This is a genomic window from Streptomyces sp. NPDC101225 (genome assembly GCF_044767585.1).
Lineage (GTDB): Bacteria > Actinomycetota > Actinomycetes > Streptomycetales > Streptomycetaceae > Streptomyces.
The window spans coordinates 1-24,619 of the sequence record NZ_JBIWOE010000069.1; the positions used below are offsets into that span (position 1 = coordinate 1).

General features: G+C 69.7%; 21 protein-coding genes. 5 read left to right on the forward strand and 16 right to left on the reverse strand.

The window, feature by feature from the left end; genetic code table 11:
- Both ACIRPX_RS43920 and ACIRPX_RS43925 read left to right on the forward strand, forming a co-directional pair.
- A partial coding sequence (locus ACIRPX_RS43920) for a hypothetical protein (protein WP_404205757.1) occupies positions 1 to 1,207 on the forward strand: 1,207 nt, incomplete at its 5' end.
- A complete protein-coding gene (locus ACIRPX_RS43925; RefSeq protein WP_404205758.1) occupies positions 1,204 to 2,658 on the forward strand; it encodes a hypothetical protein in 1,455 nt (484 codons plus the stop codon). The genes ACIRPX_RS43920 and ACIRPX_RS43925, both read left to right, overlap by 4 nt.
- Positions 2,659 to 3,247: 589 nt before the next feature.
- On the opposite strand, the gene ACIRPX_RS43930 is transcribed toward ACIRPX_RS43925, so the two are convergent.
- Positions 3,248 to 4,153, reverse strand: coding sequence for a helix-turn-helix transcriptional regulator (locus tag ACIRPX_RS43930; protein ID WP_404205759.1), 906 nt, complete (start codon positions 4,151 to 4,153; stop codon positions 3,248 to 3,250).
- 109 nt (positions 4,154 to 4,262) lie between these two features.
- Positions 4,263 to 4,616 carry a hypothetical protein gene (locus ACIRPX_RS43935; protein ID WP_404205760.1) on the reverse strand — a complete coding sequence of 118 codons (354 nt, stop codon included), beginning with the start codon at positions 4,614 to 4,616 and terminating at the stop codon, positions 4,263 to 4,265.
- A gap of 620 nt (positions 4,617 to 5,236) precedes the next feature.
- Between ACIRPX_RS43935 and ACIRPX_RS43940 the strand changes: the two genes are divergently transcribed.
- A complete protein-coding gene (locus ACIRPX_RS43940; protein WP_404205761.1) occupies positions 5,237 to 6,031 on the forward strand; it encodes an IS5 family transposase in 795 nt (264 codons plus the stop codon).
- Between the two features lie 123 nt (positions 6,032 to 6,154).
- Here ACIRPX_RS43940 and ACIRPX_RS43945 read toward each other — a convergent pair whose 3' ends face one another.
- Positions 6,155 to 6,592: a hypothetical protein gene (locus tag ACIRPX_RS43945; protein ID WP_404205762.1), complete on the reverse strand. Its 438-nt coding sequence runs from the start codon at positions 6,590 to 6,592 to the stop codon at positions 6,155 to 6,157.
- A 76-nt stretch (positions 6,593 to 6,668) separates the two neighbouring features.
- Positions 6,669 to 7,190 (reverse strand): single-stranded DNA-binding protein, encoded by a 522-nt coding sequence (locus tag ACIRPX_RS43950; protein ID WP_404205763.1) that lies wholly within the window; start codon positions 7,188 to 7,190, stop codon positions 6,669 to 6,671.
- A gap of 622 nt (positions 7,191 to 7,812) precedes the next feature.
- Here ACIRPX_RS43950 and ACIRPX_RS43955 point away from each other — a divergent pair.
- Together ACIRPX_RS43955 and ACIRPX_RS43960 are read left to right on the forward strand one after the other, a co-directional pair.
- Entirely contained in the window at positions 7,813 to 7,953 is a 141-nt protein-coding gene (locus ACIRPX_RS43955; protein ID WP_404205764.1) for a hypothetical protein, read from the forward strand.
- Positions 7,916 to 8,686, forward strand: a complete 771-nt coding sequence (locus tag ACIRPX_RS43960) for a hypothetical protein (RefSeq protein ID WP_404205765.1) — start codon at positions 7,916 to 7,918, stop codon at positions 8,684 to 8,686. The genes ACIRPX_RS43955 and ACIRPX_RS43960 overlap by 38 nt, the downstream gene beginning before the upstream one ends.
- Before the next feature lie 550 nt (positions 8,687 to 9,236).
- Here the strand turns inward: ACIRPX_RS43960 and ACIRPX_RS43965 are convergent.
- The 12 genes from ACIRPX_RS43965 to ACIRPX_RS44020 form a co-directional block, all read right to left on the reverse strand.
- Positions 9,237 to 9,656: a hypothetical protein gene (locus ACIRPX_RS43965; RefSeq protein WP_404205766.1), complete on the reverse strand. Its 420-nt coding sequence runs from the start codon at positions 9,654 to 9,656 to the stop codon at positions 9,237 to 9,239.
- On the reverse strand, positions 9,653 to 14,542 hold the full coding sequence (locus ACIRPX_RS43970; RefSeq protein WP_404205767.1) for a DUF6531 domain-containing protein: 4,890 nt from the start codon (positions 14,540 to 14,542) through the stop codon (positions 9,653 to 9,655). Before ACIRPX_RS43970 ends, ACIRPX_RS43965 begins: the two co-directional genes overlap by 4 nt.
- 1,144 nt (positions 14,543 to 15,686) lie before the next feature.
- Entirely contained in the window at positions 15,687 to 17,225 is a 1,539-nt protein-coding gene (locus ACIRPX_RS43975) for an ISKra4 family transposase (protein ID WP_404205786.1), read from the reverse strand.
- A gap of 5 nt (positions 17,226 to 17,230) precedes the next feature.
- Positions 17,231 to 17,587 carry a hypothetical protein gene (locus tag ACIRPX_RS43980; protein ID WP_404205769.1) on the reverse strand — a complete coding sequence of 119 codons (357 nt, stop codon included), beginning with the start codon at positions 17,585 to 17,587 and terminating at the stop codon, positions 17,231 to 17,233.
- A 534-nt stretch (positions 17,588 to 18,121) separates the two neighbouring features.
- Positions 18,122 to 18,502: a hypothetical protein gene (locus ACIRPX_RS43985; protein WP_404205770.1), complete on the reverse strand. Its 381-nt coding sequence runs from the start codon at positions 18,500 to 18,502 to the stop codon at positions 18,122 to 18,124.
- Positions 18,503 to 18,743: 241 nt separating this feature from the next.
- On the reverse strand, positions 18,744 to 19,040 hold the full coding sequence (locus ACIRPX_RS43990; RefSeq protein WP_404205771.1) for a hypothetical protein: 297 nt from the start codon (positions 19,038 to 19,040) through the stop codon (positions 18,744 to 18,746).
- 386 nt (positions 19,041 to 19,426) lie between these two features.
- Positions 19,427 to 20,173 (reverse strand): hypothetical protein, encoded by a 747-nt coding sequence (locus ACIRPX_RS43995; protein ID WP_404205772.1) that lies wholly within the window; start codon positions 20,171 to 20,173, stop codon positions 19,427 to 19,429.
- Positions 20,174 to 20,433: 260 nt separating this feature from the next.
- A complete protein-coding gene (locus ACIRPX_RS44000; protein WP_404205773.1) occupies positions 20,434 to 21,351 on the reverse strand; it encodes a hypothetical protein in 918 nt (305 codons plus the stop codon).
- Positions 21,352 to 21,506: 155 nt separating this feature from the next.
- Positions 21,507 to 22,745 (reverse strand): DUF3560 domain-containing protein, encoded by a 1,239-nt coding sequence (locus tag ACIRPX_RS44005; RefSeq protein WP_404205774.1) that lies wholly within the window; start codon positions 22,743 to 22,745, stop codon positions 21,507 to 21,509.
- Between the two features lie 173 nt (positions 22,746 to 22,918).
- Positions 22,919 to 24,079, reverse strand: a complete 1,161-nt coding sequence (locus tag ACIRPX_RS44010; RefSeq protein WP_404205775.1) for a hypothetical protein — start codon at positions 24,077 to 24,079, stop codon at positions 22,919 to 22,921.
- 47 nt (positions 24,080 to 24,126) lie between these two features.
- The gene (locus ACIRPX_RS44015; RefSeq protein WP_404205776.1) at positions 24,127 to 24,306 is read right to left on the reverse strand and encodes a hypothetical protein; all 180 of its coding nucleotides are present in this window, start codon (positions 24,304 to 24,306) and stop codon (positions 24,127 to 24,129) included.
- Positions 24,303 to 24,596, reverse strand: a complete 294-nt coding sequence (locus ACIRPX_RS44020) for a hypothetical protein (RefSeq protein WP_404205777.1) — start codon at positions 24,594 to 24,596, stop codon at positions 24,303 to 24,305. The genes ACIRPX_RS44015 and ACIRPX_RS44020 overlap by 4 nt, the downstream gene beginning before the upstream one ends.
- Positions 24,597 to 24,619: the final 23 nt, after the last annotated feature.

The following is a 24,619-nucleotide window of genomic DNA, read 5'->3' on the forward strand; positions in this document are numbered from 1 at the left end:
CCCGCCCCCTTGCGCATACCGCATGAAGACGTCGTACCGCAGGGATCACGACCCGTCACCACAGCCCGGACATCACCGATTCAACCTGAGTACCGCCACCGTGGCTGACGAGATAGCGCACGGGTTCGGAGCAGGGATCCGCCGTGGCGTGATGGGAGGAGACCAGTTCACCCAGGTCGCCAACGGCCTGTTCCGCGACGCCCGCCTTTCGTTCAAGGCGAAGGGCATCTTCGGCCTCATCAGCACTCATCGGGACGGCTGGCGGATGACGGTCACCGACCTGGCGCGCCGTGGCCGCGAGGGCGAAGCCGCTGTGAAGAGCGGGCTCAAGGAGCTGGAGGAGCACGGCTTCCTGCTGCGGCACCGCCAGCGCAATCCGGACGGCACCCTAGGTGCCGCCGCATACTTCATCACCGACCTGCCCAGCCTGCAAAACAGCAGGTCGCAACCGATGTCGGGTTTTCCACTGGTGGATAGCCCGACGTCGGTTAATCGCCCCACTAAGAACACCAACAGAAAGAAGACGAACAAGCAGAACACCAGCACCGTCCCTCCGTGCGACCGGAGCGATCTCGCGCGCACGCCGGAAGGAACGGACCGTCCGGATGCACCGGGGTCCCCGTCGGCTGCGCTCCCGGCCGAAGAGATGCACCCGGGGGTCCAGCTTCTGCTTGAGATCGGAGCGAGCCGCCCGGAACTCCTGCTCACCGGGAAGGTGCTGACCGATCAGGGCCGCGTGGCCACGGTGATGCTGGAGGCCGGCTGGAGCAGCGAGCAGCTACGCCACGTCATCGCCGACCGGCCGTTGCCGCAGCCGGTGCGCACCTCGGTCGGCGCGATCATCGCCGCCCGCCTGCGGGCTGCTCAGGCCTACCCGCCGCCCGCCATGCTGGATCGCCCTCACTACCGCGGTGACGCCGTGGAGGACGAGTCGCCTGCCTGGCCTTGGGCCGAGCGGTCATCCACAGTGCCTCGGGCCCGCACGGTGGCCGAGGCACTGACCTACCGGCCGCTCGTCGAATGCGCCGGCTGCGGCGTTCCCGGAACTGCCCCCGGCGAGGACCTCTGCCCGGCCTGCCTCGGCTGGCCGCTCTGCCGCACTTGCCCGGGCCCCACACCCCGCCGCGCCCACCCCGACAGCGACGGCCGCTGCACCACGTGCGCCTCCGCCCTGACAGACCACCACCTGGAAGGAAGCACCTCGTGACGGACACCCTCCACACACCGCCGCCGACCGCGGCCGCGCACCACGAGCGCCCCTTCACCCGTGATCCGGGGCGGTGGGAGAAGGAACGCTCCCGCGCCCTGCGGACCGGCCACGTCCGCGACCACACCTGCTCGGCCGCCTGCGAGCCCGTACTCGTCCACGAACGCACCCCCTGGGGATGGCTCGCCTGGACCGTCCCCGGCGACGGCAGCCCGCCCGAGATCCCTCACCAGATCGGGGTGCTCACCCCGGCCGCGACGCGCTTGCAGCGCCTGGCCCTGCGCTGGCTCACCCGGCGCCCCGCCCAGCGCATCGCCGTGGACACCGTTCCCGGATCGCTGCGGTTCGCCGCTGCTGCCATCGCCCTCATCAGCCTGCTCGCCGGCCTGTTCGCCCTCCGCCGCGGAGTCCCCCTCGACGTCGCCCTGCCGGCGATACTCCTTGCCCCGCTAATCGCCGAGCACCTCCCGGACCGGCTGGATGCCCGGGCCCGCGAACACGTCCGCATGGTCGAAGGCGACGTCGCCTGCCGCTACCTCCAACGCCTCGCCGTCCTGCAGACCTCTCTCGTCCAGGCCGCCGTCGGCAGCGAACGCTACGAGTTGCGCCGCTCGGCCGAGGTCGGCCAGGGCTTGCTGTGGGACGCCGCAGGCCTGCTCCAGACCCGGGACACCCGCCCGGCCTCAGCCGACCTCATCGCACGCGAACGGCTGATGCTCCAACTCGCTCACCAGGTCGCCCAGATCCTCAAGCGCACCGCAGAGGACAGCACAGCCGGCGAGAACCAGGCCTCCGACCCTGGTCGGCCCCTGGGCCCGTACCCGCCTCGCCCCCGGCCGACGACCCATCCGGCAGCTCGTCACGCACCGAACCCACAGCTGCAGAAGGAAACCCTCCCCATGACCCAGCCCGAACCCGGCCCGACTGTCCCCACCTTGGACGTCTACCTCCTGTTCGCGCACGAGCCCTACTACCCGGTCGGCGCCCAGGAGATCAACACCACCGTCGTGGCCGCAGCCTCCCTGCTGCACCCCCGCGTACGGCAGCCCGACGGCGCCCGCATCCACGACCGCCTCGTCCACGACCGCCGGCCCGGCGAGATCGTGCCGCTGTCCACGCTCACCCACGAACTCGACGGAGGCGAGCACTGGCCGGAGGTCGGAGACTGGGAGGCAGCCACCGAAGACCTGCTGCAGCTCATCCGCGACCACGACTGCGACGCCCTCAACCTGGGCCTGCCGGACATCGCCCGCGCTCTGGTGTGCGCCGGCCCGCACAGCGAGATCCGCACCGTCGATCCCACGTCCGGGGCACATCGGGCGTACGGGCCCGCCGACCGGATCGAGGTCCTCGTCGAGGTCGGCCGGCACCTGGCCTGGGCGGAAGCAGGATCCCCCCTATGGCCCGGCAACGGCCTGCTGCCTCCGATCAACTCCGCGGATGCCAGCTGATGTTCGGCTACGAAGCGTACGAAGTCTGGGCGGAGCTCCGCCGGCTGCTGGCCGGACTCCGACACCGGAACCACCGCAGTCACGGCAGGTTCTGCTGCCGATGCCAGAGCGGCCCGACAGACTCCGCTCGACCCGGCCCCCCTTCCGAAAGGACACGCGCACAGTGACGACGGGCTTCCTACTGTGTTCACGGTGGGCTGGGTGCTCGGCCTCCTAGCCGCCTCCGTTGCCCCGTGGATGCTCGCGCCGGCACTCGACCCGGACGGAGCATGGGCAACCTGCGGGAGGCGTGGGTAATCGGTTTGCCGATCGGTCTCGTCCTGGGGCCGGTTGCCGGCGTCCTCTGGGCACGAGCGTCTCTCAACACGCTCAGGACGTACTTCCCCGAGCGGCTGAGGCAGAAGTAGCAGGAGATCCGTAGCGATGGCCGGTTCCGCGAAGCCGTGCGGCTTCGCGGGGGAGAGGTGGCTGGCCTCTCCATACCGGCCATCGTGCGGCGTCTGGCCCGCCGGGAGTTCGTCGATCCCTTAAACCAGAGGCCGCGGTCTTACGGTATCCCGCCTGCGACGCGCGCTTCGGCGTACCGCAGTCAGGACGGTGAGGAGCGGCGGGCTGCCAGGTCCTCGAGGCGGGAGCGTTTCCAGCGCTGCTGACGGGGGCGGCCGCCGCTACCGCGCCGGTACTCGTACCCGTCGGGCTGCTCGAGGTCGGGCAGGAGCCCATGCCCCAGTGCGCTGATGAAGCTGTCGGCGTTGCCGTATCCCAGGATTCTGGCTGCCTCGGCGGCGCCGACCAGGTCCTCGTTCTCGTCCTGGTCGGCCGGCGGCAGCACTCCACGCTTGCGGGCGACAGCGACGACTGTCGCCCGCCGCCACTTCTTGCGGCCCGGGCCGCGGCTTCCTTCTTCCTTCTCCAGGGCGTCCGGCTCGGGCAGTTCGGGGATGCGCCCCTGGTAGAGGGCGCTGGAGAAGGAAGCCGGACTGCCGTAGCCGAGCAGCGCAGCAACCTCGGCTGTACCGAGCAACTCCTCGGGGTCCCCGTCCGCCGACACCTCAGGCCGCGCTGCCGCCGGAGCGGAGCTGCGCCGACCCTTGCCGGGGCGGCTGGCGACCCAGGCCACGATCGTGCCGCGGCGCCACATCGGGCCGTCGGCATCCTCGTCGGCCTCCGGGAAGTACCCGGGCCGGTCGCGGAAGTAGGCGTCGATGGTCGACGTGCGGGTGTACCCCAGAAGCTGGGCCACTTCCCGCTTGGTCAGCAGCTCGTCCTGGTCGGCCTCGAGTACCGAGGCCGGCAGCGTGCGCTTCTTCGGGGCACGCTGCGCAAAGAACGCGGCGACCTCGTCGTAGCGCCAGAACCGCTTGCGTCCCTCGGTGTGCGCGACCGCGGGGAAACCGCTGTCCGGGGTGTTGCTCCACTCGCTGACCCGGGGCTTGCTCGTGCCGAACTCGGACATGATCTGCGCGGTGTCCACGAGCCGGTCGGCGGAAGACATCGGGTCCCCTTGGAAGAGTCAGCGCGGCGGTGCCGGCACTCGGACGAGTGTGACATGTTCGATAATGCCAAAGGGGGCGGTTTGCTGTCCAGCCTGACGCCAAATCTGCCTACAGCACTTCCTCACCCAGCAGGCACACACCGAAGCGCGCCGCACGCTCCTCCAGCTCCGTACAGGCCATCGCGGCCGGCGCCGCGTCCCAGGTCACGAACGCGAGAGCGGAGAGCGCATCGTCGCGCGTCATCCCCTCCTCCCATGCCGCGCCCGCAGCGGCGCACCGCTCGGTGAGTTCGGCGTCGGACAGGCTCGAGGTCTCCCGGTCAACACCGGCCCGGACGTCGGCGACGCCCTCGCACCAGGCCCGGTGGCCCGCAGACAGCAAGGCGCGCAGCGTGTCCGGGTCGCTCACGCTCTGGGCCTGGGCGGCGAGATCGAGCAGCAGGGCTGTGGGGTTCATCTCCATGGTCATCTCCTCATCCACTGTAGGGCGCCTGCCGCGCCGCGGGCTTCGACTGGCGCGGCAGACGGTGGTCATCAGCTGTGAACGGTGCAGCCGTCGCACAGGGCGCGGCCGCCGTGGCGAGCCAGTTCGGGTTCCTTGCGGGGCTCCTTCTGCAGCGCCGCCCGTACCTGCTTCGTGAGAGCGGTGAACTCCGGACCGTCGTCCGGGCAGACGACGCCGGGGTCGGGCGCCCCGCACTGCTCGGCGTGCCGGATCAGGTCGGCGATGCGCCAGTCCGCGCGGAAGCTGTCGCCCGGAAGCCCCCGGGACGAGTCCCGACTTTCCTTCGCAGGACGCCGGTGGTTGTTGTTAGGAGCCGTATCTCAACCGATCATGGAACGTGCGGGTCGAACAGGTTTCCCGCCGGGGTGATCTTCCCGTTGTGCGCGCATGAAGACAGGGCCTCTCGGTAGCTCGGGGATGCGAATCTGACCGAGCAGTGCCGGGAGGCCCTGGTGTCGTTGTTGTACGCGTCCGAACCCGTTCAGTTCAACTCGGCTGCTCCATCGTGTGATTGCCTCGCGCACGTGTACGGCAACGCGGCCGACCATCCGGACCGGGAACGCCGGTATCCCTCCGACATGACGGACGCGGAATGGGCGGCCATCCGGCCGTTGCTGCCGGTGCCGGTCTGGCTCCAGGGCAGGGGCGGGCAGCCCGAGGGCTACTGCCACCGCCAGCTGCTGGACGCGATCCGCTACCTGGTCGCGGGCGGGATCTCGTGGCGGGCGATGCCCGCGGACTTCCCCGGCTGGGCCCGGGTTTACGCCTTCTTCCGCCGATGGCGCGAGCACGGGCTGATCGCCGAGTTCCACGACCGGCTGCGCGGTCGGGTGCGTGAGCGGGAGGGCCGTGAGGCCGAGCCGACGGCCGGGATCATCGACGCGCAGTCGGTGAAGGCCGCGGCCTCGGTGCCGTCCGTCTCACGCGGCTACGACGGCGGGAAGAAAGTGGGCGGCCGCAAGCGGCACATCGTGACCGACTGCCTCGGCCTGCTGCTGGTCGTCGCGGTCACCGCCGCGAACATCGGCGACCGGGACGCCGCCACGGGCTTGCTGCAGCGGCTGCGCCGCCTGCACCGCGACATCACTCTCGTGTGGGCCGACGGCGGCTACACCGGCTCCCTCGTCGACTGGTGTCGGGACAAACTCGCCCTGACCTTGGAGATCGTCAAGCGAACCGACGACATGACAGGGTTCGTGGTGCTGCCCAGGCGGTGGGTGGCAGAGCGCACGTTCGCGTGGCTGATGCATTCGCGCCGGCTGGCCCGGGACTACGAGACGTTGCCGGCCAGCAGCGAGGCGATGATCCAGTGGTCGATGGTCACGCGGATGAGTCGTCGCCTGGCACGGCCACGGGCCGTCGGCCGACGCTGAACGCCCCCGACGTCTCCAGGAGGAGCCACCCGCGCTCCGCCAGACGCCTTGCCTTCGAGCGCACCCCCTCGACCTTCGCCGACGTTGTCTCCAAGCCCAGCCGAGCCGTGATCTCCCTTGCCTTCAGCGGCCCCTGGCCCGCAGGCCCGCGTGGCGGTGACCGTGTGCCCGGGCCTCGGCGACGGCGGTGGCGAAGGCCTTCGTGCGGATGAGGGCCTCGGCGGTGGCGGCCCGGTTGCCGGTCACGGCCCGGGCGGTCAGCCGGGGCAGCTGCTCGTGTCCGCGCACCCACAGACCGAGCGGGCGGTTGGGGTCGAGGTCGGCCAGGGCGGCGGGCCACGCGTCGTCCGAGGGGATGACGAACTGGCACGTCAGCTGGGCGTTGGCGAGTTCCTCGCGCGGCTTGTACTGGGCCAGGCGGCCGCTGGCGTCATGGTCGACGCCGTAGTGCCAGACCTCCTCGGCTGGGTGATGGGCGAGATGGGTGGCGACCTGGTGGGGCGGGAAGTGGGCGGCGAGCGCGGCGCGGGCGGCGCGCTCGGACAGGGTGGTGCTGGGCACGGTGTACCTCCGTGAACAGCGGCGGCCGGCAGGCATGCCGGTGCCGTGATGGGCTGTGCGGGATCGGGTGGCGTGGTCAGCGGCCGCTGCGGCTGGGCGCGGTGACCGCGTCCCAGGAGTGGCGCGGCGGCGACTGCCACCAGTCGTCAGCTGGTGTGGCGGCGGGCGCTGCGGCCGGACGGGGTTCGGCGTGGGGTGCGGGCTCGGGGGCCGCAGCTGCACGCGGTGCCGGGGCGGGTGCGCGTCCGGCGAGGACGGCGGGCAGGGTGTCGTCGATGTAGGCGACGTGGTGGGCGAGGTCCACGCCGACCTGGGCGGAGTCGAGGTGGAGCAGGCCCGCGCGCAGGGCCAGGTTCCCGGTGGCGATCACGTGCACGGCGTCGGTGAGGCACTCGGCGGCGTGCCGGGCCAGCGGCCCGGTGACGGTGCAGATGACGGGGACCGGTTCGCCGTCGCGCCACTGTCCTCGGGTGCGGTCGTACTCGCGCGGCACCTGCATCACGGTGAACCGGGCGGCGGGTGTGCGGCGTTCGGTGTGCCGCAGCTGGACGAGGCCGCGCACGCGGCCGCGGATGACAGCGGTGGTCTCTCCGCTCATGGAGGTACTCCTCGATTAGACGAACGGTCTGGCGGTGCCCGGGAGCCATCCAAGTGAGTTCCATAATACCTATAACGAACGCAAGTGTCATCCCTTTTTCTCCACCGTGGAGGCACCCGCCCGCCCCGTAGAGGCCGGCTCCGGCCTACGGCTCGCTCAGCTCCCGCGTCGTCTCAACTCCTATGGCGGGCTGGGGGGTTCGGCAGGTCCCGCGCCCCTCGCAGCAGGTTGCCGCAGCCGGGTCCGCCGGGCTGCTGGAGGAGGTCGAGAAGTGGGAAGCCCGCGGCCACGCCTTCCGCATGGCCCGGCACCGGCGCCGTATGGACGCCATTCAGGCGCTCCTCAGCTCAGCCTGCCCAAAGCCCAGGGGTCGGCAGCCGCATCGGGGACCGGTCTGCTGCTGTTCGCGGGCGTCATGCTCGCCTGGGGTACCGGGCAGTCGGCCGACGTCCTCACCCCGCTGGAATCCGTCGTCGATCTGTGCGCGGGCTGGCGTTCCTCGAAGGCGTAATCTGCGACCCGTTCCTGATGGCCGCCCCGTGATCGGACTGGCCGCCGTGTGGGCCGTCGGCCGACATTGGCACACCGCCCGCAGTGGCCGCCGCCCGTCAAGGACCGCGACATGGGCGGCCCGATGACTCCGCCCGTCGTCGTGACCTTCCGCGACCTGGGAATCGCCGCCCTGCGCAAGGCGATTGAGGACATGGGCGACGTGGGCGGCCGCGATGCTCTCCCCGATCAAAATCGCAGGCTGCGGCGTTGAGGTCGACGTCGCCCTGCCCTCGGGCGTGTCCACGGAGGAGATCCAGAACAAGCGGCGCAAGCTCGCCGACAACCTCAATCGGCACAAGCACGAGGTGGTCATCAGCAAGGCCGAGACCGCCCTGTGCGCCGCAAAGGGCCGCCGCCCGCCGCTACGACCCGCACGCCTGACGGCCCAGCTAGCTCGGGTCCAACTCTTGAGTAACTCCGTACCATCCAGCCACGATCACGTCATGGGGGGGGGGACCATGCACCGCACCATTCCCGCGCTCGCGGCTGCCCTGCTATTCGTCGGCACGCTGGCCGGCTGCTCCGACAGCAACCCGGACGCCCAGCCCGCGAAGCACTCAACGACCGCCAAGGCCTCCGCCGCGGCCTCCAAGCCGAAGAAGCTGGCCGACACCTACACCGACAAACTCGACGCCGTCTCCGACGGCTCAGTCGAAGACTGCCAGTCGCCGAGCAGCGTCGCCTGCTCCGACGACCTCGGCGCGATCATGACCGTCGTCGACGACCTCCAGAAGGACATCGACGCCAACGGAGGCGCCGCCACGTACCCGACCAGCACCAAGCAAATCGCCAAGATGCGCGCCGCGCAGAAGGAGTACGAGGACAACGCCTGTGAAGGCGACCCGGCGGCGGACGACCCGAACTCCAACTGCTGGGGCATCATGCAGATCACCGTCGGCTCGAAAACCCTGACCATGACACTGGGCACCGACGAGCTGTCCTGAGAACAGGCCGCCGCCAACCCTCTGCGTCGCGATTAAGGAAGACACGATGCGGCTACGCTGGCGCATCCCGCTTCCCGGCCCGTTCTCCATCGGCGGCAGCGTGCCCCTTACGGGTGGACGACGGCGCAGCCGAGCCGGACACCATGCGCTTCCGCCTCTACCACCTGCCCGCCCGCCTCGTGAGACACGCCCGCCGCCGGTGGCTGCGGATCGAGACCACTTGGCCTTGGGCCAGGGCATTCACCCTGGCCTGGCGGCGACTCACCGCACTTCCGGCCGTCACCTGACCGCCGGGCACCCATCCCGACGAGCCCCAGAAAGGAGGAGCACCGCAGGCCCGGCCCCGTGGAAGCCGGCGTCCCCGCAGCGTCATGCGACGGCCCGCCTCACCGGCACCGAGGACATTACGGGCGAACCGCCGAGACGATCACAGCCGAAAGACGGCTGAAGGATCGAGGCCAACTCCGCGGCGGTATCAGTCACTTGATGTCTCTCCCATGATCGTCGGACCCGCCGTTCTCCCGGTTCGACGTTTTGGTCTGCCTCCGCTCTACGAAGATTTTCTGCGATCAGTGGCTTTCTGGATCCGGTCGCGAGCAACTTCTCGGACTTGGTCCCATGTGTCCGACTGGAGCCGCTCCAGTACCGGCAGCGGAGTCCTCTTGTGGCGGGCGACGGTCAACCTGATCGATTCATCCGGATCGGCTGCCAAGTCCGTCAGGACGTCGGGGGGCAACTTACGTTTGGTGGCCACTACGTACCTGACCCTGGGGTCAGGGTCAGCTGCGAGCAGCCGAAGGATCTCCACAGGGACCGTCTTGTTGTGCGCAACCCAGAACCGGGCTTCCGGATGCTGCTGGACCACTTCGGTCCACACTTCAGGGGAAGCCGGTTCTGTGCTTGCCTTGTTGTATTCGTCGGGGTCATCGCTGAGGCGGAGTCTGATGAACTCCTCCGCTGACTCGATCATTTTCCTACCCCCCTCAACTTGCTCCATGGGATGAAGCGGCCGGTCTCGCCCTTCCACTTGTTGAGCATGCGGTCACCGTATCGATCTGCATCGAAGATCCACTCCAGGCCCTTCTTGGTCTCTCTGTACACCTTGAAGGCCGACTCCCCGTGCCCCGTGGCGTCGACGGTCCACCAAGTCTGGTCCGATGCACTCTTGTAGAATGTGGTCTTGAAAGGCCCGCCCTTCATGATCTTCGAGGCGCCTTCGGCAGTGAGTTGCCAAAGGCCACGTCTGGCCAACGCCCCGGCGCCCTCGGCTGCGAGGCGCTTGCCCCCGCCTTCGATGGGGAAGGGCACCATGCTTGCGTACAAACCCACGTTGTACGCGGTGGGGCAGGTGATCTGGGCGCCGCTGAGGTAGCTGAAGCTGCCGAAAGTCAGGCCGTCGAGGAGGCCGAGGCCGGCTTGGCCGGTGGTGTTGATCAGGCCTCGGGTGGCGGTGTCGGAGAAGTTCTTGGCGGCCTGGACGGCCGGTGGCTTCGTGGCGGTGTCGCGGTCTTCCTTGGCGCAGTTGTTGTTCCAGCCGAAGTTTCCGGTGAAGACGTCTTTGAGCTGGGTGGTGATGCTGCACATGCCGCTGGGGTCGGTGCGGTATGTGGGGTCGTTGTCGGCGTAGGCGTAGGCGGACTGGTAGGGGGTGTCCTGGGCGGGTGTGAGGGGGTCGCGGCTGGTGAGGCGTCCGGTGGTGGGGTCGTAGTTGCGGGCGCGGAGGTTGATGCTGGTGGCTTTGACCGTGGTGTCGCCGTCTCGGTTGGTGGCGATCTTCTGGTCGGTGAATTCGCCGGTGTAGCCGAAGGCGTTTTGCGGTGTGCCGGGGAGGGGCTCGGAGGAGTCCCAGCCTAGGGCTGTGGTTTCACCGAATGCCGTGTAGTCGTGGTGGTCGACGTCCTGGCCGCTGGTGTCGGTGAGGTCGGTGATGGAGCCGTTCAGGTCGTGGTGGTAGTAGAACTGCCCTTGGGGCTGGGTGGTGTACTCGATCTGGCCGAGTTCGTTGTAGGTGTGGTCGCTGGGTCCGCTTCCGGTGTCACTGGATTCGGTTGCCAGCAGCGGCAGGGGGTTGTTGATGTCCCAGGCGAACGCCCACGTGTGGCCGGTGTGGGTCTCCTTGACGCGGTTGCCGTCGGCGTCGTAGGCGAAGGTCTGGGAGCCGCTGGATGTGAGGTGATTGGTGGCGTCGTAGGCGAGGGTCTGGCCGTAGCTGTCGACTGTTTGGTTGCCGTCGGCGTCGTAGGTGTAGTTGGTGGTCGAGGTGCCGGTGACGGCTTTGGTGAGTTCGTCGGCCGCGTCGTAGGAGTAGGTGGTGGTCTTGCCGCCCTTCTCCATGGCGGTGCGGTTGCCGACCTTGTCGTAGCTGTATGTGACGACAGGGGAACCGGAGGGGCAGTCGGTGGTTCCGGTGGCGGAGGTGCACCAGGAGGTGAGTCTGCCGACGTCGTCGTAGCCGTAGTGCTGCGGTGGCTGGGCGTGGCCGTCGTGGACGCGGTCGAGCTGGGTGGGCTGGCCCGTGGCGTTGCGCTGGACTGTCCAGGAGGCGAGGGTGCTGTCGCCGTTGGCGGTGGTGAGCGAGGCCAGGCGGCCGGTACGGTCGTAGGTGCGGGTGTCGGTGTAGCCGTTGGCGGAAGGCAGCGTGGTCGTGGTCAGGTTGCCGGCCGCGTCGTACCCGTAGGTGATGGTCGCGCCGCCGGTCGTGTCGGTGTGGCGGCGGCCGTCGTCGTCGTAGGTGTGGGTGGTCTTCAGGCCGTCGGGCAGGGTGCGGCTTTCGAGGTCGCCGGCGTCGTCGTAGGTGTAGGTGAAGCCGCTGCTGCTGCCGGGGACGGAGACGGTCTTGAGCTGGTCGTTCTCGTCGTAGGTGAGGGTGCGGGTTCCGGTGCCGTCGGTGATCTGGCGGCGGTTACCGGCGGCGTCGTAGACGATGCTCACGTCGGGGGTGTCGTCCGAGTACGTTGTCGACGTGGGCTTACCGAGGGCGTCGTAGGCGTTGGTGGCGGTCACGCCCCGCGCGTTGGTGACGGTCTTCTGGTTGCCGTCGGCGTCGTAGTCGTAGGAGACGGTTCGGTTCAGTGGGTCGGTGACCGACTTCAGCCGGTGGGCCTCGTCGTAGGTGTAGTGCGTGGTGTGCTGGTTGTCGTCGATGCGTGTGGCGACGTTGCCCGCGGTGTCGTACGTGTAGGAGGTCGCGCCGCCGTCGGGGGCGGTGACCGACTTGATGCGGCCGATCGCGTCGTATGCCGTGCTGGTCGACTTCTTCCGTGCGTCCGTGGTCAGGTTCTGCCGGCCGAGGGCGTCGTAGCCGTAGGTCTCCTCGTGTCCCAGCGGGTCGGTGACCTTGGTGAGGTTGCCTGCCGCGTCGTAGTCGTAGTGGGTGGTGTACTGCTCCGGATCGGCGCCCTCGACGTTGCCCCGCGGGTCGGTCGACGTGCTCATCCGGCCGGCGTCGTCGTACACCCAGCTCGTCGTGCTGCCGGACGGTGTGGTCATGCTCGACCGGTTGCGCGCGGTGTCGTAGTCGTAGTGGGTGGTCTTGCCCCGGGGATCGGTCTGCGTCTTGAGTAGGTCGTCGTCGGTGTAGGTGTAGGTGGTGGCCTTGCCGCGCGGGTCGGTGACCTTGGTGACGTTGCCGTCCTCGTCGTATTCCGTCTTGGTGACATGCTTCATGGCGTCCGTCACCTGGTATGGCCGGTTGAGGGCGTCGTACTCGGTGGTGGTGAGGGAGCCGAAGGGATCGACGGTGTCGGTGAGGTTTCCGTTGTCGTCGTAGCCGTAGGTCGTCGTGTACGCCTTCGGGTCGGCGCCTTCGACATGGCCGCGGGGTGTGGTGGTGGAGGCGAGGCGTCCGGCGCCGTCGTAACCGTAGGTCGTACGGCGTCCGGTCTCGTCGGTCTGCGCTGTGAGGTTGCCTCGGTCGTCGTATTCCTGCGTCGAGGATTTGCCGTCCGGGTCGGTGACCTTGGTCAGCTGGTTCGCCGGGTTGTACTCATACTTTGTGACGCGGTCGAGGGCGTCGGTGACGGTTTTGACGTTGCCGTTGTCGTCGTAGGTGTAGGTGGTGGTGTGGTCGTCCGGATCGGTGACCTTCCACAGCCGGCCGGCGTCGTCGTAGCCGTAGTGAGTCGTGTACGCCTTCGGGTCGGCGCCCTCGACGTTGCCGCGGGGATCGGTCGTGCTCTTCAGGCGCCCCGCAGCGTCGTAGGTGTAGGTCGTCTTGCCGTTGTCCGGATCGGTCAGGGCGGACAACAGACCGTCGGAGTCGTAGGCATAGCGGGTGACTCCGCCGCCGGGGGCGGTGGCCGTCTCGACCTGCCCGTCCGCGGTGTAGGTGTATGTCGTGGTGCCCCCGGGGCCCTGGACGGTCTTGAGCCGGTCGGTGTCGCCCTCGTACTCGTAAGTGGTCGTGAAACCACGGCCGTTGGTGTAGGTCGTGAGCCGGTCCAGACCGTCGAAGTCGTAGGACTGGGTGGCACCGCCCCGCTGCTCGGTGGCGATGTTGCCCCGGGCGTCGAAGGTGCGCACCGTCTTGTTGAAGTTGCTGTCGTATTCGGAGGTGACGTTGAGGACCTGGTCGTAGCTGCGCTGTGCTTCGCCGCCTTCCGGACGGTAGGAACGCAGCAGGACGCCCGCCTGGTAGACGTCCGTCCAGATACCGCCCGCAGGGTCGGTCATGTCGGACTCGCCCGACCCGGCGGGGGCGTCCGCGGTCGGGGTCCAGGTGAACTTGTAGGTGCCGCCGGAGGCGTCGACCTGTTCCTTGATGCGCCCTGTCGACGAGTCATAGGTGTTCTGGGTAACGGTGTTCCCCTTGGGGTCCACCACTGTGGCGAGGCGGCCGTCGGTGTAGGTGTAGCCGGTGACACCGCCGTCGGTGCCGGTCACCGCGGAGAGCTGCCCGTCGGTGTATCCGTAGCGCACGCTGCGGCCGTCGGCGAGCGAGATGGAGGCAAGACGTCCCGTCGCCGCGTCGACATCGAGTGTGCTGACCCGTCCGGCCGCATCGGTGATGGTCGACAGCCTGCCGTCGGCGTAGCCGAAGGACAACCCTTCCCCTGCCCCGTCGGACCACCGGCTCAGCTGACCCGTAGCGTCGAAGTCCCTGCTCGTATGATCAGCGCCGGTCACCCGGTAGCCATTGCTGGTCGTGGTGAGCTCGTAGCGGACGGGTGCGGGCGCCTTGTAGGCGCCGCTACTGTCCTTGGCGAAGGCGACGCTCGCCCCGTCGGCATCGGTGAGGGTGACGGCGTCGGAGCCCACATCCAGATGTGACTCGAAGGCCAGTCTCCACCCTCTCCCGAGCAAGCCGCCGGTATCGGTCGCGGTGGAGGAATAGGAACGTGACAGGCTCAGCGGCCGCCCCTTGCCGGGCACGACGGCATCCGTCACGGTCTCGCTGACCGCTCCGGTGGCGGTGTTGACCGGGTCGGCGATGTTCGTCTGGTAGAAGCAGGTGCACCAGCCCGACAATCCCTCGTCGATACCGGCCGTGTACACCGCCGGCCCCGCCGGAGAGGTGACGGCGGTGGTCCACGCGGTGGGCAGGTAGTACTCGCGGTACGTCAACTGTGCCTGATCAGGAACCTTGTAGAAATGGTTCGTCATCTGCGTGGCGAAGGAGAGCTTCGCGTAGTACGCCGTACCGGCGGTCCCGTCGAGCACCCCGTCCTTCAGAGACCACACGCAGGTCTTCGGGGCGCTGCTGCCGAGACTCCACCCGAGGCAAAGGCTGGTCGTCTCAGCACTCCTCGTCGCGTCGGAACTGGTCAGACGCGTCGCGACCAGCTTGTTGTCCGAGGCACGGTATAGATCGATGCGCAACATGCGCGGCGCCGCGCTCTGGCTCCAGTTGGCCTCCACATACCAGGTGGTCTGGCCAGGCGAGTAATTGGGGTAAAGCTGCGCACTGACCGGAGGGTTGGAAGGGAGATTCGTGACAACACCTGCGGGATCAAGCTGGGACTCATCGGCCACGATGTAGGTGGACCCCCACAGCGCACCCTCGAAGCCTGCGTCGCCTGCCGTGGCTGCGACAGCCGCTTCATCCGCTGACCGCGGACTGGGGACGGACGCTGCCCCCGTGCCGGCGCTCTTCCCCTTCCCAGTGGTGCTCTTCGCTGCCGTCTGAGCCGCCTTGCGTACGCGCTTGGCGTTGCGCAGTTCCGGCCGGAGGACCGCGAGTTCATCGTCCTGCTTCACCTGCAAGCGGCGCTGTCTGGCCGTCATCGCGGTGACCGGCTTGAGCGGCTCGGATTTCTGCTTGGCGATCGGAACTCCGGCGCTCGAACTGCCGGAACCTGGTGGTGACGTTGTGGCCCGCAGGGCGACGCCGCACACCAGCGCCACCATTACCGTCATGGTGACGATCAAACAGACTATCCGCGCGCGGTTGCGCACAAGCCCCTCCTCGGCTGATGACCCGCTTCCCCCGCCTCTGCCGCCCCTTCCCTAACTGGCGTGACAGAACGCAACACAGGAGCCCTAACCCCTTCCTGTGACATGTACACGTGATCTATTTCACAAGATCTCTGCACAACCCGACCGCAACCCGGGCAAGCAGTAGCGCGCACCCACACCGGCGACCGGGCCGAACGGTCCACCACGGCTTCACGAACGACAGCAGCCTGACCAAGCAGGTCACCGGTGGCGGCACAAGCGCGTAGACCTTCACGGTCGACACCCTGGGGCGGGCGAGGACGAGGGTCCTCGCCCCGACGGGCTCCCCCTCACGACGCGACCACGACGGCGACGCCGATCCGTTCGCGCGGTGTGCTATCCGCCGGTTTGTCGAGGCGACGATGACAGCAGCGGCCGCAGCGTCCTGGCCCGCCGTGCCCTTCAGAGTCGATGAAGAGCCACTCTTCGCGCTGCTCCTGACCCTGCCCTTCTGCACGAGGGCGGCCGCCGGGGAGCGCGGGCTCGGGGAGTAGCCCTGCTGCTGGTCGGCAGGGCGGAGGATGACGAAGAACCGCTCTGGGTGCAGATCCAATGAGGGTGTCGTCGATCAGGCGGTGGGTATGACCTGGTCGCGGTAGCGGGCCTGGTGGTTGCGGTTGAACTCCTGCTGCTGGTGCCAGACCCAGTAGGCGTCGAAGTCGCCGTTGGCGCGGACGGCACGCAGCTTGAGTACGGCTTCAGCTCCGGACAGGCCCCAGCGGGCGCCGGTGATGTCCAGGCGGTCTTTGACCAGGTGCCGGCATGCTCCCTCGATGATCCCGGTGGCGATCGGCCAGCGGCGCTCAAGGGCGGTGTCGTAGCGCAGGTACCCGGCCTTGCCGGTCAGGTAGTTCACGGCCTCGTCGATGCCCTTGCGCTTGGCGCCATGCAGTCCGGCGGCGCGGGCGGCTGCCTCGAGTGCGGCGGCGGTCTGCTGCACGCCGCCGCCCAGCAGGACGCGGGCATGACGGGCGACCCAGCTCTCGGCGGAGGTATCGCCGGCCTCGTGCAGGCACCAGGCCGCTCGCCATAGATATTCGAGCACGTGGATCAGGTCGATGATGATGTGGATGTCCGCACCGCGCTGTAGTGCTTCGGCCTTGATGAGGTCGATCTGATGGCGGGCGCCGTCGACCAGGACGACCCAGGGACGGCGGTGGCCTGGGTCGCGGTGCTCGGCTTGGTCGAACACGGCGGCCACCACCTGCGCGGCGGTGTCGTTCACCGAGCCGCACAACCACTTCGACCGGGCCTTCGGCCCCTGGTGGCGCTCGGGTGCTGGGCCGTGGGCGGCGTCGTCTTGCCGGTCGGGGTCGGCGATGATGTCGTCCACCGTGCGCGCAGCGGGTTCGGCGTCGTAGACGGCTCCCAGGGTGGCCATCCGTTTCCTGCCGTGTTTCTCCCCGGACGCGAGCCGGGTCTTCATCGCGTTGCCGCCCTTGGCCGCCGCGGCCTTCGCGGTGTCCTCGCGCAGCGCCTCGGGCCTTATCACCACGCCCTTGCCGTCCACCGACAAGATCAGCGGTGTGGCGTCGGTGCAGGGGGCCGGCACGAGAGCATCGTAGAACGCGTCGATGTCCACTGCGGCGCCGACAGCGAGTTCCTGGATCTGCCGGTGCCCGATGCCGGCGCCGGTGTGGGCGTTGATCCGCTCGCAGGCGTCGGCGAAGCTGCCGCGTGCGGACTCGATCGCGGCGAGCCTGGCCAGCCCGTGCGAGTGCATTCCGTCCGGAAGGTTCAGCACCGCGTCGGCCGGGTGCAGGTCCGCCACGCCGGTGCCGCGGTAGGCGATCCGGACCACCGTGACCTTGCCGAACACCGTGGCCAGGGTGCGGTGCCGGCCCCGCTCGATCCGGGTGCGCTCGCGGCCTTCGGCGTCCACGACCTCCTCACGACGCGCCTCGTCCCTGGCCCGCAGGGTCAGGTGGTCCTGGAACAACTGCCGGGTGACCTCGCGCATCCGCGCTCCCAGCAGATCCTCCAACTGCGTGTGCGTCATCACCGCCGCCTTGGGGGCCGCCAACTCCGCGGTGACCGCGGCGAACAACCCAGCCGAGGCGGCGAAAGCATCCTCACACTCCGCGAGCGCGCCCCGGGCCGGCCCCACCGCGCTCACCACCCCTGCTTCCTGCCGTCGGCCTTGAACAGCCCGGACGAAGGTTCGGCCAGGATCCCGCGCTCCACGAGCCTCTTCAGCTTCGAGCGCATCCCCTCGACATGCCGCGGCTCGGTCCCCAGACCCAGGTGCTCGCACACCTCCTTGCAGCGCATCGCCGCCCCCGAAGTCGCGAACAAGGCGATGATCTCCCGGTACTCCGGCGACATCACCGTCACATCCAGCTCTGCCTCGGCCTTCACCAGCGCCGCAGCAACCCCGCCACCGGCATCCCCGCCCGCGGTGTCCGCATCCGGCACCGGCGAAGACGGCGCGGCCAGCACCTCCTCCACCGTCTCGCGCGCGATCTGCAACCGCGACAGCCTGCCCGCGACAACTCCTCGGACAGACCAGCGATCTGCTCACGCAGCCGCTCGGCCTGGCCCAGCACCTCAGCCCGCCTGGACTCCAACGCCTCCATCAAAGACGGCACACCGCACCCACCCTCGCTCAGCACCCGCACGCCTCACGGCGGGCTCGACCCCAGCGACGGTAAAAGCCGACACAACCGGCCACACCCCGAACCTCTGCGAATCACCCCAACGAGGCACCCTCAGAAGATCTACACCCAACCGCTCTTCAAGGGGTTGGGAGCAGATTTGGCACAGGCGCTGGAGGAGGGCGCGCCGGGCGCGGTCGGCGTCGAGGCTGCCGAATACGGCGTGTCCGTTGTGGATCAGGGAGACCCACGGCACGACCAGTCCGCCGGCCAGTGGCCGGGCGAGGCAGCGCACGGGGATCGCGCGGCTCATGGAAGTCACGCTCCCTTCGCGGGAGTTGCGGGTGAGGACGGAATGGCCGGGCCGGGGGCAGCGCTCGGCGCGCTGCCCCCGAAGCTCCGGGGCGGTCTAGGAGTCGGCCGGGGTGTCAGTGAGCTCGATGCAGGAGGCCGGGACCTTCGCGAGCCGGTAGCGCTTCTCGTCCTTGGCGATGCGGAACCGGGTGCCGTTGTTCGGGTCCCGGCGCAGCCGCTCGGTGGAGGCCTCGTCCAGCAGGAAGTCGAAGCGGGTGCCCGTGCGGTTGGGCTGCTGGACGGTGCCGGTCAGCAGGCGCAGGCAGGCAGGGCGGATCGTGGCGGTGATCCGCCCGGTGCGGCCGGGCGTGATGACCGGGCGCTGGTCGGCGTCCAGCTGGAGCAGCCGGTCCGTGGCTGCCTCCTGGACGACGGCCACGGACACGACGTCGGGCAGTTCGCGGATGAAGGCGCGGACCTCGGCAAGGGTGGGCATGGGAGTATCCCCTCTCCTGTTGCGTGGGATGGGCCGGGCGTCTGTCACGCCCGGCGGGAACCGGTGCCTGAAGGCGGGCCGGGGGCGGGCACCGGCTGATGCGGTGCCCGCCTGGCGCACGGCGGTCAGTCGAGCGGGTAGAGCACCAGGGCGGCGCGGGCGTTGGCCGGGATCTTCTCGAACAGCTCGCGAAGCTCGGCGTCTGCCGCGAGCTCGCTTTCCAGCGGGTAGACCTCGCCGGTCAGGTCGTGGACGGGGGAGTAGCGGCCGTGCGCGTACGTGCTGAACGGCGAGTAGAGGTTGCCCTCGTACGTGCCGTCCGGGCGGGGCGGACGCTGACCGGGTCCTGGACACCGACGGCCTTGACGGAGTTGATCAGGTCGGCGTCGGGTTCGGTGTCGTGTTCGCGGGCGTTGCATTCGTCGCGCGCGATCGTGTCCGGGTCGAGCAGGACGGCGGTCAGGCTCGCCTCGTCGGCGTCGGCCGGGGCGGACTCGGCGGTCTGGGCGGCGGAGTCGGGCTCGGTGGCTGTGGCCATGTCTGGCCTCCTCGTGCTGGGTTGACGGACTTTCAGCGGTGCCGGGAGGGAGCCATCCGACATGTTCCATAATACCGCATTCCTGGGGTGGGGCAACTGAATTCCTCAGCGCTGCCCCACCGCCAAAAGTGCAGTTCACATGGCCTTGCGGCGCTGTGCCGCGTGCACGGAGCAGGCGTACGCAGCACGTCTTCCGCCCCTGATGCGGGGGAAAGTGGTCAACTGCTCGGTGCAGGGCAGGCCGCATTCGACGCACCTGCGGTCTCATCAGTCGCGGGGGCCAGCGTGGGCGGCTGGGACAGTGCGGATCGGGGCATGGCGGAGCCTCTTTCGTCTTCGGGACTGTGGGAGTGCCGTACGCGCTCTGCGCGGGCGGGTGTCGGCGGTTATGCGGGTTCGCCGCTGGTGGCTTCGCGGCGGTGCTGTTCGGCGAGCGCGCGAGCGCCCAGCTGCGATTCGGCCGTCACTCTCCAGCCGCAGGAGCAGGACGCGACGGTGGAGCCGTCGTACATCTGGCCGCCCTTGCGCTCGCGCCCCAGCCCGGTGGAATCGCTGCGGTCGAACGGCCGGTGCCACCCGGACGGCTGGCCGGTGCGGGTCAGGTGGCGGGCCTCGGGGGCGCACAGTAGACGAAGACCTGCGTCCGCCACGGCGGCCACCTTCCAGGAGTCCCACTCGGAGCCTTCCAGTTGGCCGGCCAGCTCCGCGCCGGTGGTGCTGCGCAACTCGATCCGGCCGTCCGGCCACACGCGCGCGGACACGCCGGGCATGCTCCAGCCGACCGAGCCGTCCAACTGCCGGGGGATGCCGTTGCGGTGATCCGGCGTCATCCTCGCGAGCAGCCGGACCGAGGACATGGCGGCGGACGGGTGCCGGTGGTCGGCCGCCTCCGGCGCGGCCTCGGCGATGGCGGCCAGCCAGGCCGGGGCGAGCGGGTACGCGTCGGGGCGCAGGGTCAGCAGCGCGGAACGGTCCCGGCCGTTGCGGGCGCGCACGGCGGCCTGTACGAAATCCGAGGAGTGGGCGTACCTGCGCACGATCACCGGGCCGTGCCCGGTGGTGAACCGGGCCTGCTGGCGGTCGGCGAGCGTGGACAGGTCTGCGGTGTCCAGCGGGGTGTCTGCCTGGGGCACGGCGGCGGTCCTTTCGTGTGCGGGATCTCCCGGAACGTCGGGTCAGTGGTGGGGGGCACCGGTCGGCGAAGTGCCAGGTGAAGGTGCGTCCCGAGGTCATGCCGTGGCTGGGGCAGCCGGGGGCCAGGACGGAGCCGCCGCAGCGCAGGAGCGTGCAGATGCAGCGCGGGTCGGCGTCCAGGTGGGCGTGTACGTCGGGTTCGGGGTCGGGGAACACAGGGGCCTCCTTCGCCTCGGGCTGGCTTGGCTGGGGGCGGTGCTCAGTCCTGGACGGGACCCTTCGCCTGGTTCTCGGCCCGCCACTGCGCCAGCTGACGGACGCACGCCGCACTGTCGGCGAGGCAGTCATCAGCCGTGTCGGGGACGGGGTGGCGCACCACGTCGATCGCCTCGCCTGACGGGTCGTACAGGCTGGCCGACCACCCCCGGCTGCCCCTGCAACTTCCGTGGTCCTCCGGCGCGTGCTCGGCGGAACCCGCGTCGTCGACCTCGATCCTCCAGCCGTCGACCAGGGGGACGAGTACGGCGGTGCGGCCGGTGCCCGTGCTGGTGAGGCTGCATCCCTGGAACGTCGCGAGTTCCAGCCCGCAGATGAGGACCTCGCGCGCACAGGCCGGGATGTCGCGGGCGGCCACCGGAACGGCGTCGAGACCCTCGCGGAGGGCGGTGATCAGCTCCAGCGCGGCCGTGGTTCCGGCCGAGAGCTGCACGCCGGTGGAGCCGTCGGAGAGGCGGGCGTGCAGCTCGGCGAGCACGGCGGAGGCCGTCGCAGCGCCGGGCAAGTGATCGACGATGTTGGTGTGGAGCAGGAAGAGCCGTGCCGCCCAGTGCCCGGCCGGGCGCTCGGGAGTGCGCTCGGGGAACTCCGCGCAGGTCAGGTCGTAGGCAAGCGTGATGCCGTCGCGGGCGAGGGTCCGCAGGGTGCGGGCGGCGGCGACCAGGCGCGCGGGGTCGGCGAGCGGGAAAAGATCGCGCTGGCTGGTGCCGTGGGCCTCCCACAGGACTCCGTCCCACAACACAGCCAGTTCTACGGCGCGTTCGGCGCGGTGGGCGAGACGGGCGAGGCGCCGGGGGTCGCTCTGGGTTCCCCGGGTGAGGGCGGCGCCGGCCTCGCGCTGGAGCGTGTAGGCGTGCTGCGCGTGAGTGGTGAGCAGTGCCGCCGCGTTGGGCACGTCCACGGGAGATCTCCTTGCTCGCTACGGTGTGACATGTTCCATAATACCTAAAATAGAGAGTGGGGCAACCGAATTTCTCAGCGCTGCCCCACCGTCAACGGCGCAGTTCAGAGCGGCAGGCGGCGGGCCGCACGCACGGAGCCCGGCACGGCGCGCGCTCAGGCGTCGCGCTGGTCCCGTCCGCTCACGGGATCGGCTCCGCCAGGCTGCGCCTTCTCCTCCGTCTCGGCCAGCGCCGCCCGCATCTCTTCGGCGCTCACGCGGCCGGTGACCTTGTCGTACGGGAGCTTCCCGTTCCAGGAGTACTGGCGGTTGGCCTCCGACACGATCGGTCCGGCCTCCGGCCCACCTGGCACGGTGACCGTCTTCTTGTTGACCCGCAGGATCTCCAACAGGCGGCTGCCGGAGCGCACGAAGTCGCCCGGCTCGAAGTCGCCCGGTCCCCACAGTTTCACGCCCTCGGCCTCGGCCTGCACGATGACCCGCTCCCAGTCGCCGATCTCGTCGCACAGGTCGGCATGGTCGGCGTCGAGCCGGATAAGGGCCGCGATCAGAGCTTCAACGGTGAGCGTGCCCGCCTCCGCGTCCTCGACCGTCCGGGCCTGCTGACGCTCGACTCGGCGCCGGTCGGCCTGCAGGCGCTCAAGGCGGCGCAGCGTCACCCCCGGGTTCCTTCTGTGTTGCTTGTAGCGCTCGACCGTGACTGCGCGGGCCGCGCAGCGGTCGGCCTCCGCCTGCTCCTGGACGGATTTGCCGAACAGGCGGTGCGCGTGCTCCAGGTCGCGCATGTGGCGGTTGGCCGAGTAGTGGTCGACCTTCACAGGCTCGCCCGCGTACCCGCGCGTGATCTCACGCCCGCGCTCCCACTTCGCGTCCGACGACGTCTGGTAGCGCTCGGCCCGAGCCCCGAAGTACTCGGCTCGTCTGGCCGCCCGGTCTTCGCGGTCCTCCTCGACCTCGGCAAAGGCCCGGCGCTGGGTCTCGTCGATCTCGACCGTCACCTGGTGGCCGGCCTCCCGCAGGGCGTCGGCCGCCTGGCTGATCAGATACAGGTCGGCACGGCGGTCGCGGGAGCCGCGCAGGTAGATCCCGATCGAGGGAGAGGCCCGGAAGCGGAACGGCCGGAGCAGCTCGTACGTGCCGTCGCCCTTCACCGAGCCGGACAACAGGGTTCCCTCGGCGCGGCTGTGGGTGAGGGTCAGGGCTGCCTTCGGACGCCCCTGCGCTTCGAGGTCGGCGACAAGTTCGGCCGACGGATATAGGACTGCGCTCCAGCAGGTCGGATCGGTGCAGGTGTACCAGGTTCCGGTGAAGCGCTGTGTGGGGGACTGGGTGCCGGTGTGCAGCGTCATGGGGCCGTGCTGGCGGCACTCGGGGGTGCTGGGCGCGTCGGTCACGTAGGCGTCCTCTCTCGGTGCGGGTGTGGTGGCGGGGAGGGGGCCCTCCCGTGGCGCGGGCGCGGTGCAGTCCGCAGGGCCTGTCCTGTCTCCCGCTTCATGTTCCATAATACCTACTCAAGTGGGTGGGGCAACTGATTTTCATGGCGCTGCCCCACCCCGGAACGCGCGGATCAGGGCTTGGTCGGCGGGGCGTCGTACGTGACCTGGATGCCGTCCATCATGACGGCCACCGTCCGGCCTGGCCTGGCCAGGAGCTGCGCGTAGGCCTCCATGTCCTGGTCGTAGCGCTCGACTTCGCGTTCGGGCGCCTCGAAGCGGGCACCGGGCCGGATCGCCCCCCAGGGTTCCAGCAGCCGCGCCACCTTGGCCTTGCCTGGCTCCGTGCTGGGGTAGATGTGGAATCCCGGCGTCTGCGTGTAGTCGATGTCGGTCAGGCCGTAGGGCATGTGTCCGGCGGTTGCCAACTCCATGGCCAGGGTCCGGAATTGCTCGTCCTCGATCAGGTCTGCAGACAGTCCCGGCAGGTCCATGGATGCAACGTGGGCGCGCCGGGCGGCGTCCTCCTCGCCGTTCGCGCTCTCGGCGATCCCCTGGGCCCACTCCCGGTTGTCGTACGTCCGCACGCACGCGCCGGTGAACTCGTCGACCAGGTCCCACCCTTCGCCCTCGGCGGCAGGGGCGATCCGGAACCGGGTGTCGGACGGCTCGGCCGGGGGCTCGGCGAAAAACACGTAGCCGCTGCCGTGCGGCTCCGTCGTCGCCAGTCCGGCGCGGCGCAGGGCGTCGGCCATGAACGGTGCCACCGCTCGGGAGGGGCCGTCGAGGGTGTGCCACCAGGCGACGGCGCACCGGGCGGTCAGCCCCAGCAGGCGGCGTACCGGCTGCTCGGAGATCGCCACCCCGCCCCGGGGGCGGTCGAGGAATCCGGCAAGGGCGGATTCGGCACGCTGGAGCGTGGCCGCCTGGGGGGCGGTGCGCTCGCGCAGCTCGGCCAGTGCGGCGGTGTGCGCGGGCAGCAGCCGCTGACGGATGTGGTCGGCCGTGTGCCGCGCGGTGGCCTTGGCCTGGCTCTCGCTGGGGCGCGGGCGGGGCAGGGCGGTGACTGTGATCGCCTTGACCTCGATGCCGTGCGCGGTGGCCTGTTCGGGCAGAACGGCGGTGACGGTGATCCGGGTCCGGGGGCGGTTGGGGGTGAGTTCCAGGGCGCGGCCGTCGGCGTAGACGACACGCACCCGGCCGGTGTCACCGTCCTTCTCGGTGCGGTCGGCGCCGAGCTGCTCGGCAACCGCGCGTGCGAGGGACTCAAGGCCGGCGGGGGTGGACAGTTCCATGAGGGGTCTCCTTCGGGAAAGGTGGGCGGGGGAGTCGGGCGGTGCGCCTACGACGCAGGGGGCTTGGCGTCGCGCTGGGCGGCGTGGCGCTCGGCGTCGGCGCGGGCGTCGTCAGCGGTGTATCCGGTGTCGCACCAGGCGTGGCAGAGCTGCCCGGGCGGGGCGAGACAGGTCTCGCACCGCTCTTCGAAGTCCTCGGGCCTAAACGGCGGCGGTGGGCTGCTCATGCCGGGACCTCCTTGATGCGCTCCGCCACCAGGCGGGCCGACAGCACCGGGGACCTCGTCATCAGGACCACGCAGCTGGCCTGCCAGATCTGCCCCGGACTGGACGGAGAGATCTGGAAGTTGGTGGCCGGGCTGACCTGCCACGTGCGTCCGTGCGGGTCGGTCACGGTGTAGGTGAGGAACTGCGGGTCGTCCTGGCAGCCGTTGTCGCTCCAGCCAAGGCCGGCGGCGGTGAGTGCGCGGCCGAGCTGGGCGCAGCGTTCCGGGGTGGCGTGCGCGAACGTTGCCACGGGTCGTCTCTCCTCGTGATCAG

What these genes read in the sequence shown, in the direction of transcription:
- ACIRPX_RS43930 (WP_404205759.1), bottom strand. Translation starts at nt 4,153, where the DNA reads ATGTCTTCCGCCGACCGGCTCGTGGACACCGCGCAGATCATGTCCGAG.
- ACIRPX_RS43935 (WP_404205760.1), bottom strand. Translation starts at nt 4,616, where the DNA reads ATGGAGATGAACCCCACAGCCCTGCTGCTCGATCTCGCCGCCCAGGCC.
- ACIRPX_RS43940 (WP_404205761.1), top strand. Translation starts at nt 5,237, where the DNA reads ATGACGGACGCGGAATGGGCGGCCATCCGGCCGTTGCTGCCGGTGCCG.
- ACIRPX_RS43950 (WP_404205763.1), bottom strand. Translation starts at nt 7,190, where the DNA reads ATGAGCGGAGAGACCACCGCTGTCATCCGCGGCCGCGTGCGCGGCCTC.
- ACIRPX_RS43955 (WP_404205764.1), top strand. Translation starts at nt 7,813, where the DNA reads ATGGGCGGCCCGATGACTCCGCCCGTCGTCGTGACCTTCCGCGACCTG.
- ACIRPX_RS43960 (WP_404205765.1), top strand. Translation starts at nt 7,916, where the DNA reads ATGCTCTCCCCGATCAAAATCGCAGGCTGCGGCGTTGAGGTCGACGTC.
- ACIRPX_RS43965 (WP_404205766.1), bottom strand. Translation starts at nt 9,656, where the DNA reads ATGATCGAGTCAGCGGAGGAGTTCATCAGACTCCGCCTCAGCGATGAC.
- ACIRPX_RS43985 (WP_404205770.1), bottom strand. Translation starts at nt 18,502, where the DNA reads ATGCCCACCCTTGCCGAGGTCCGCGCCTTCATCCGCGAACTGCCCGAC.
- ACIRPX_RS43990 (WP_404205771.1), bottom strand. Translation starts at nt 19,040, where the DNA reads ATGGCCACAGCCACCGAGCCCGACTCCGCCGCCCAGACCGCCGAGTCC.
- ACIRPX_RS44010 (WP_404205775.1), bottom strand. Translation starts at nt 24,079, where the DNA reads ATGGAACTGTCCACCCCCGCCGGCCTTGAGTCCCTCGCACGCGCGGTT.
- ACIRPX_RS44015 (WP_404205776.1), bottom strand. Translation starts at nt 24,306, where the DNA reads ATGAGCAGCCCACCGCCGCCGTTTAGGCCCGAGGACTTCGAAGAGCGG.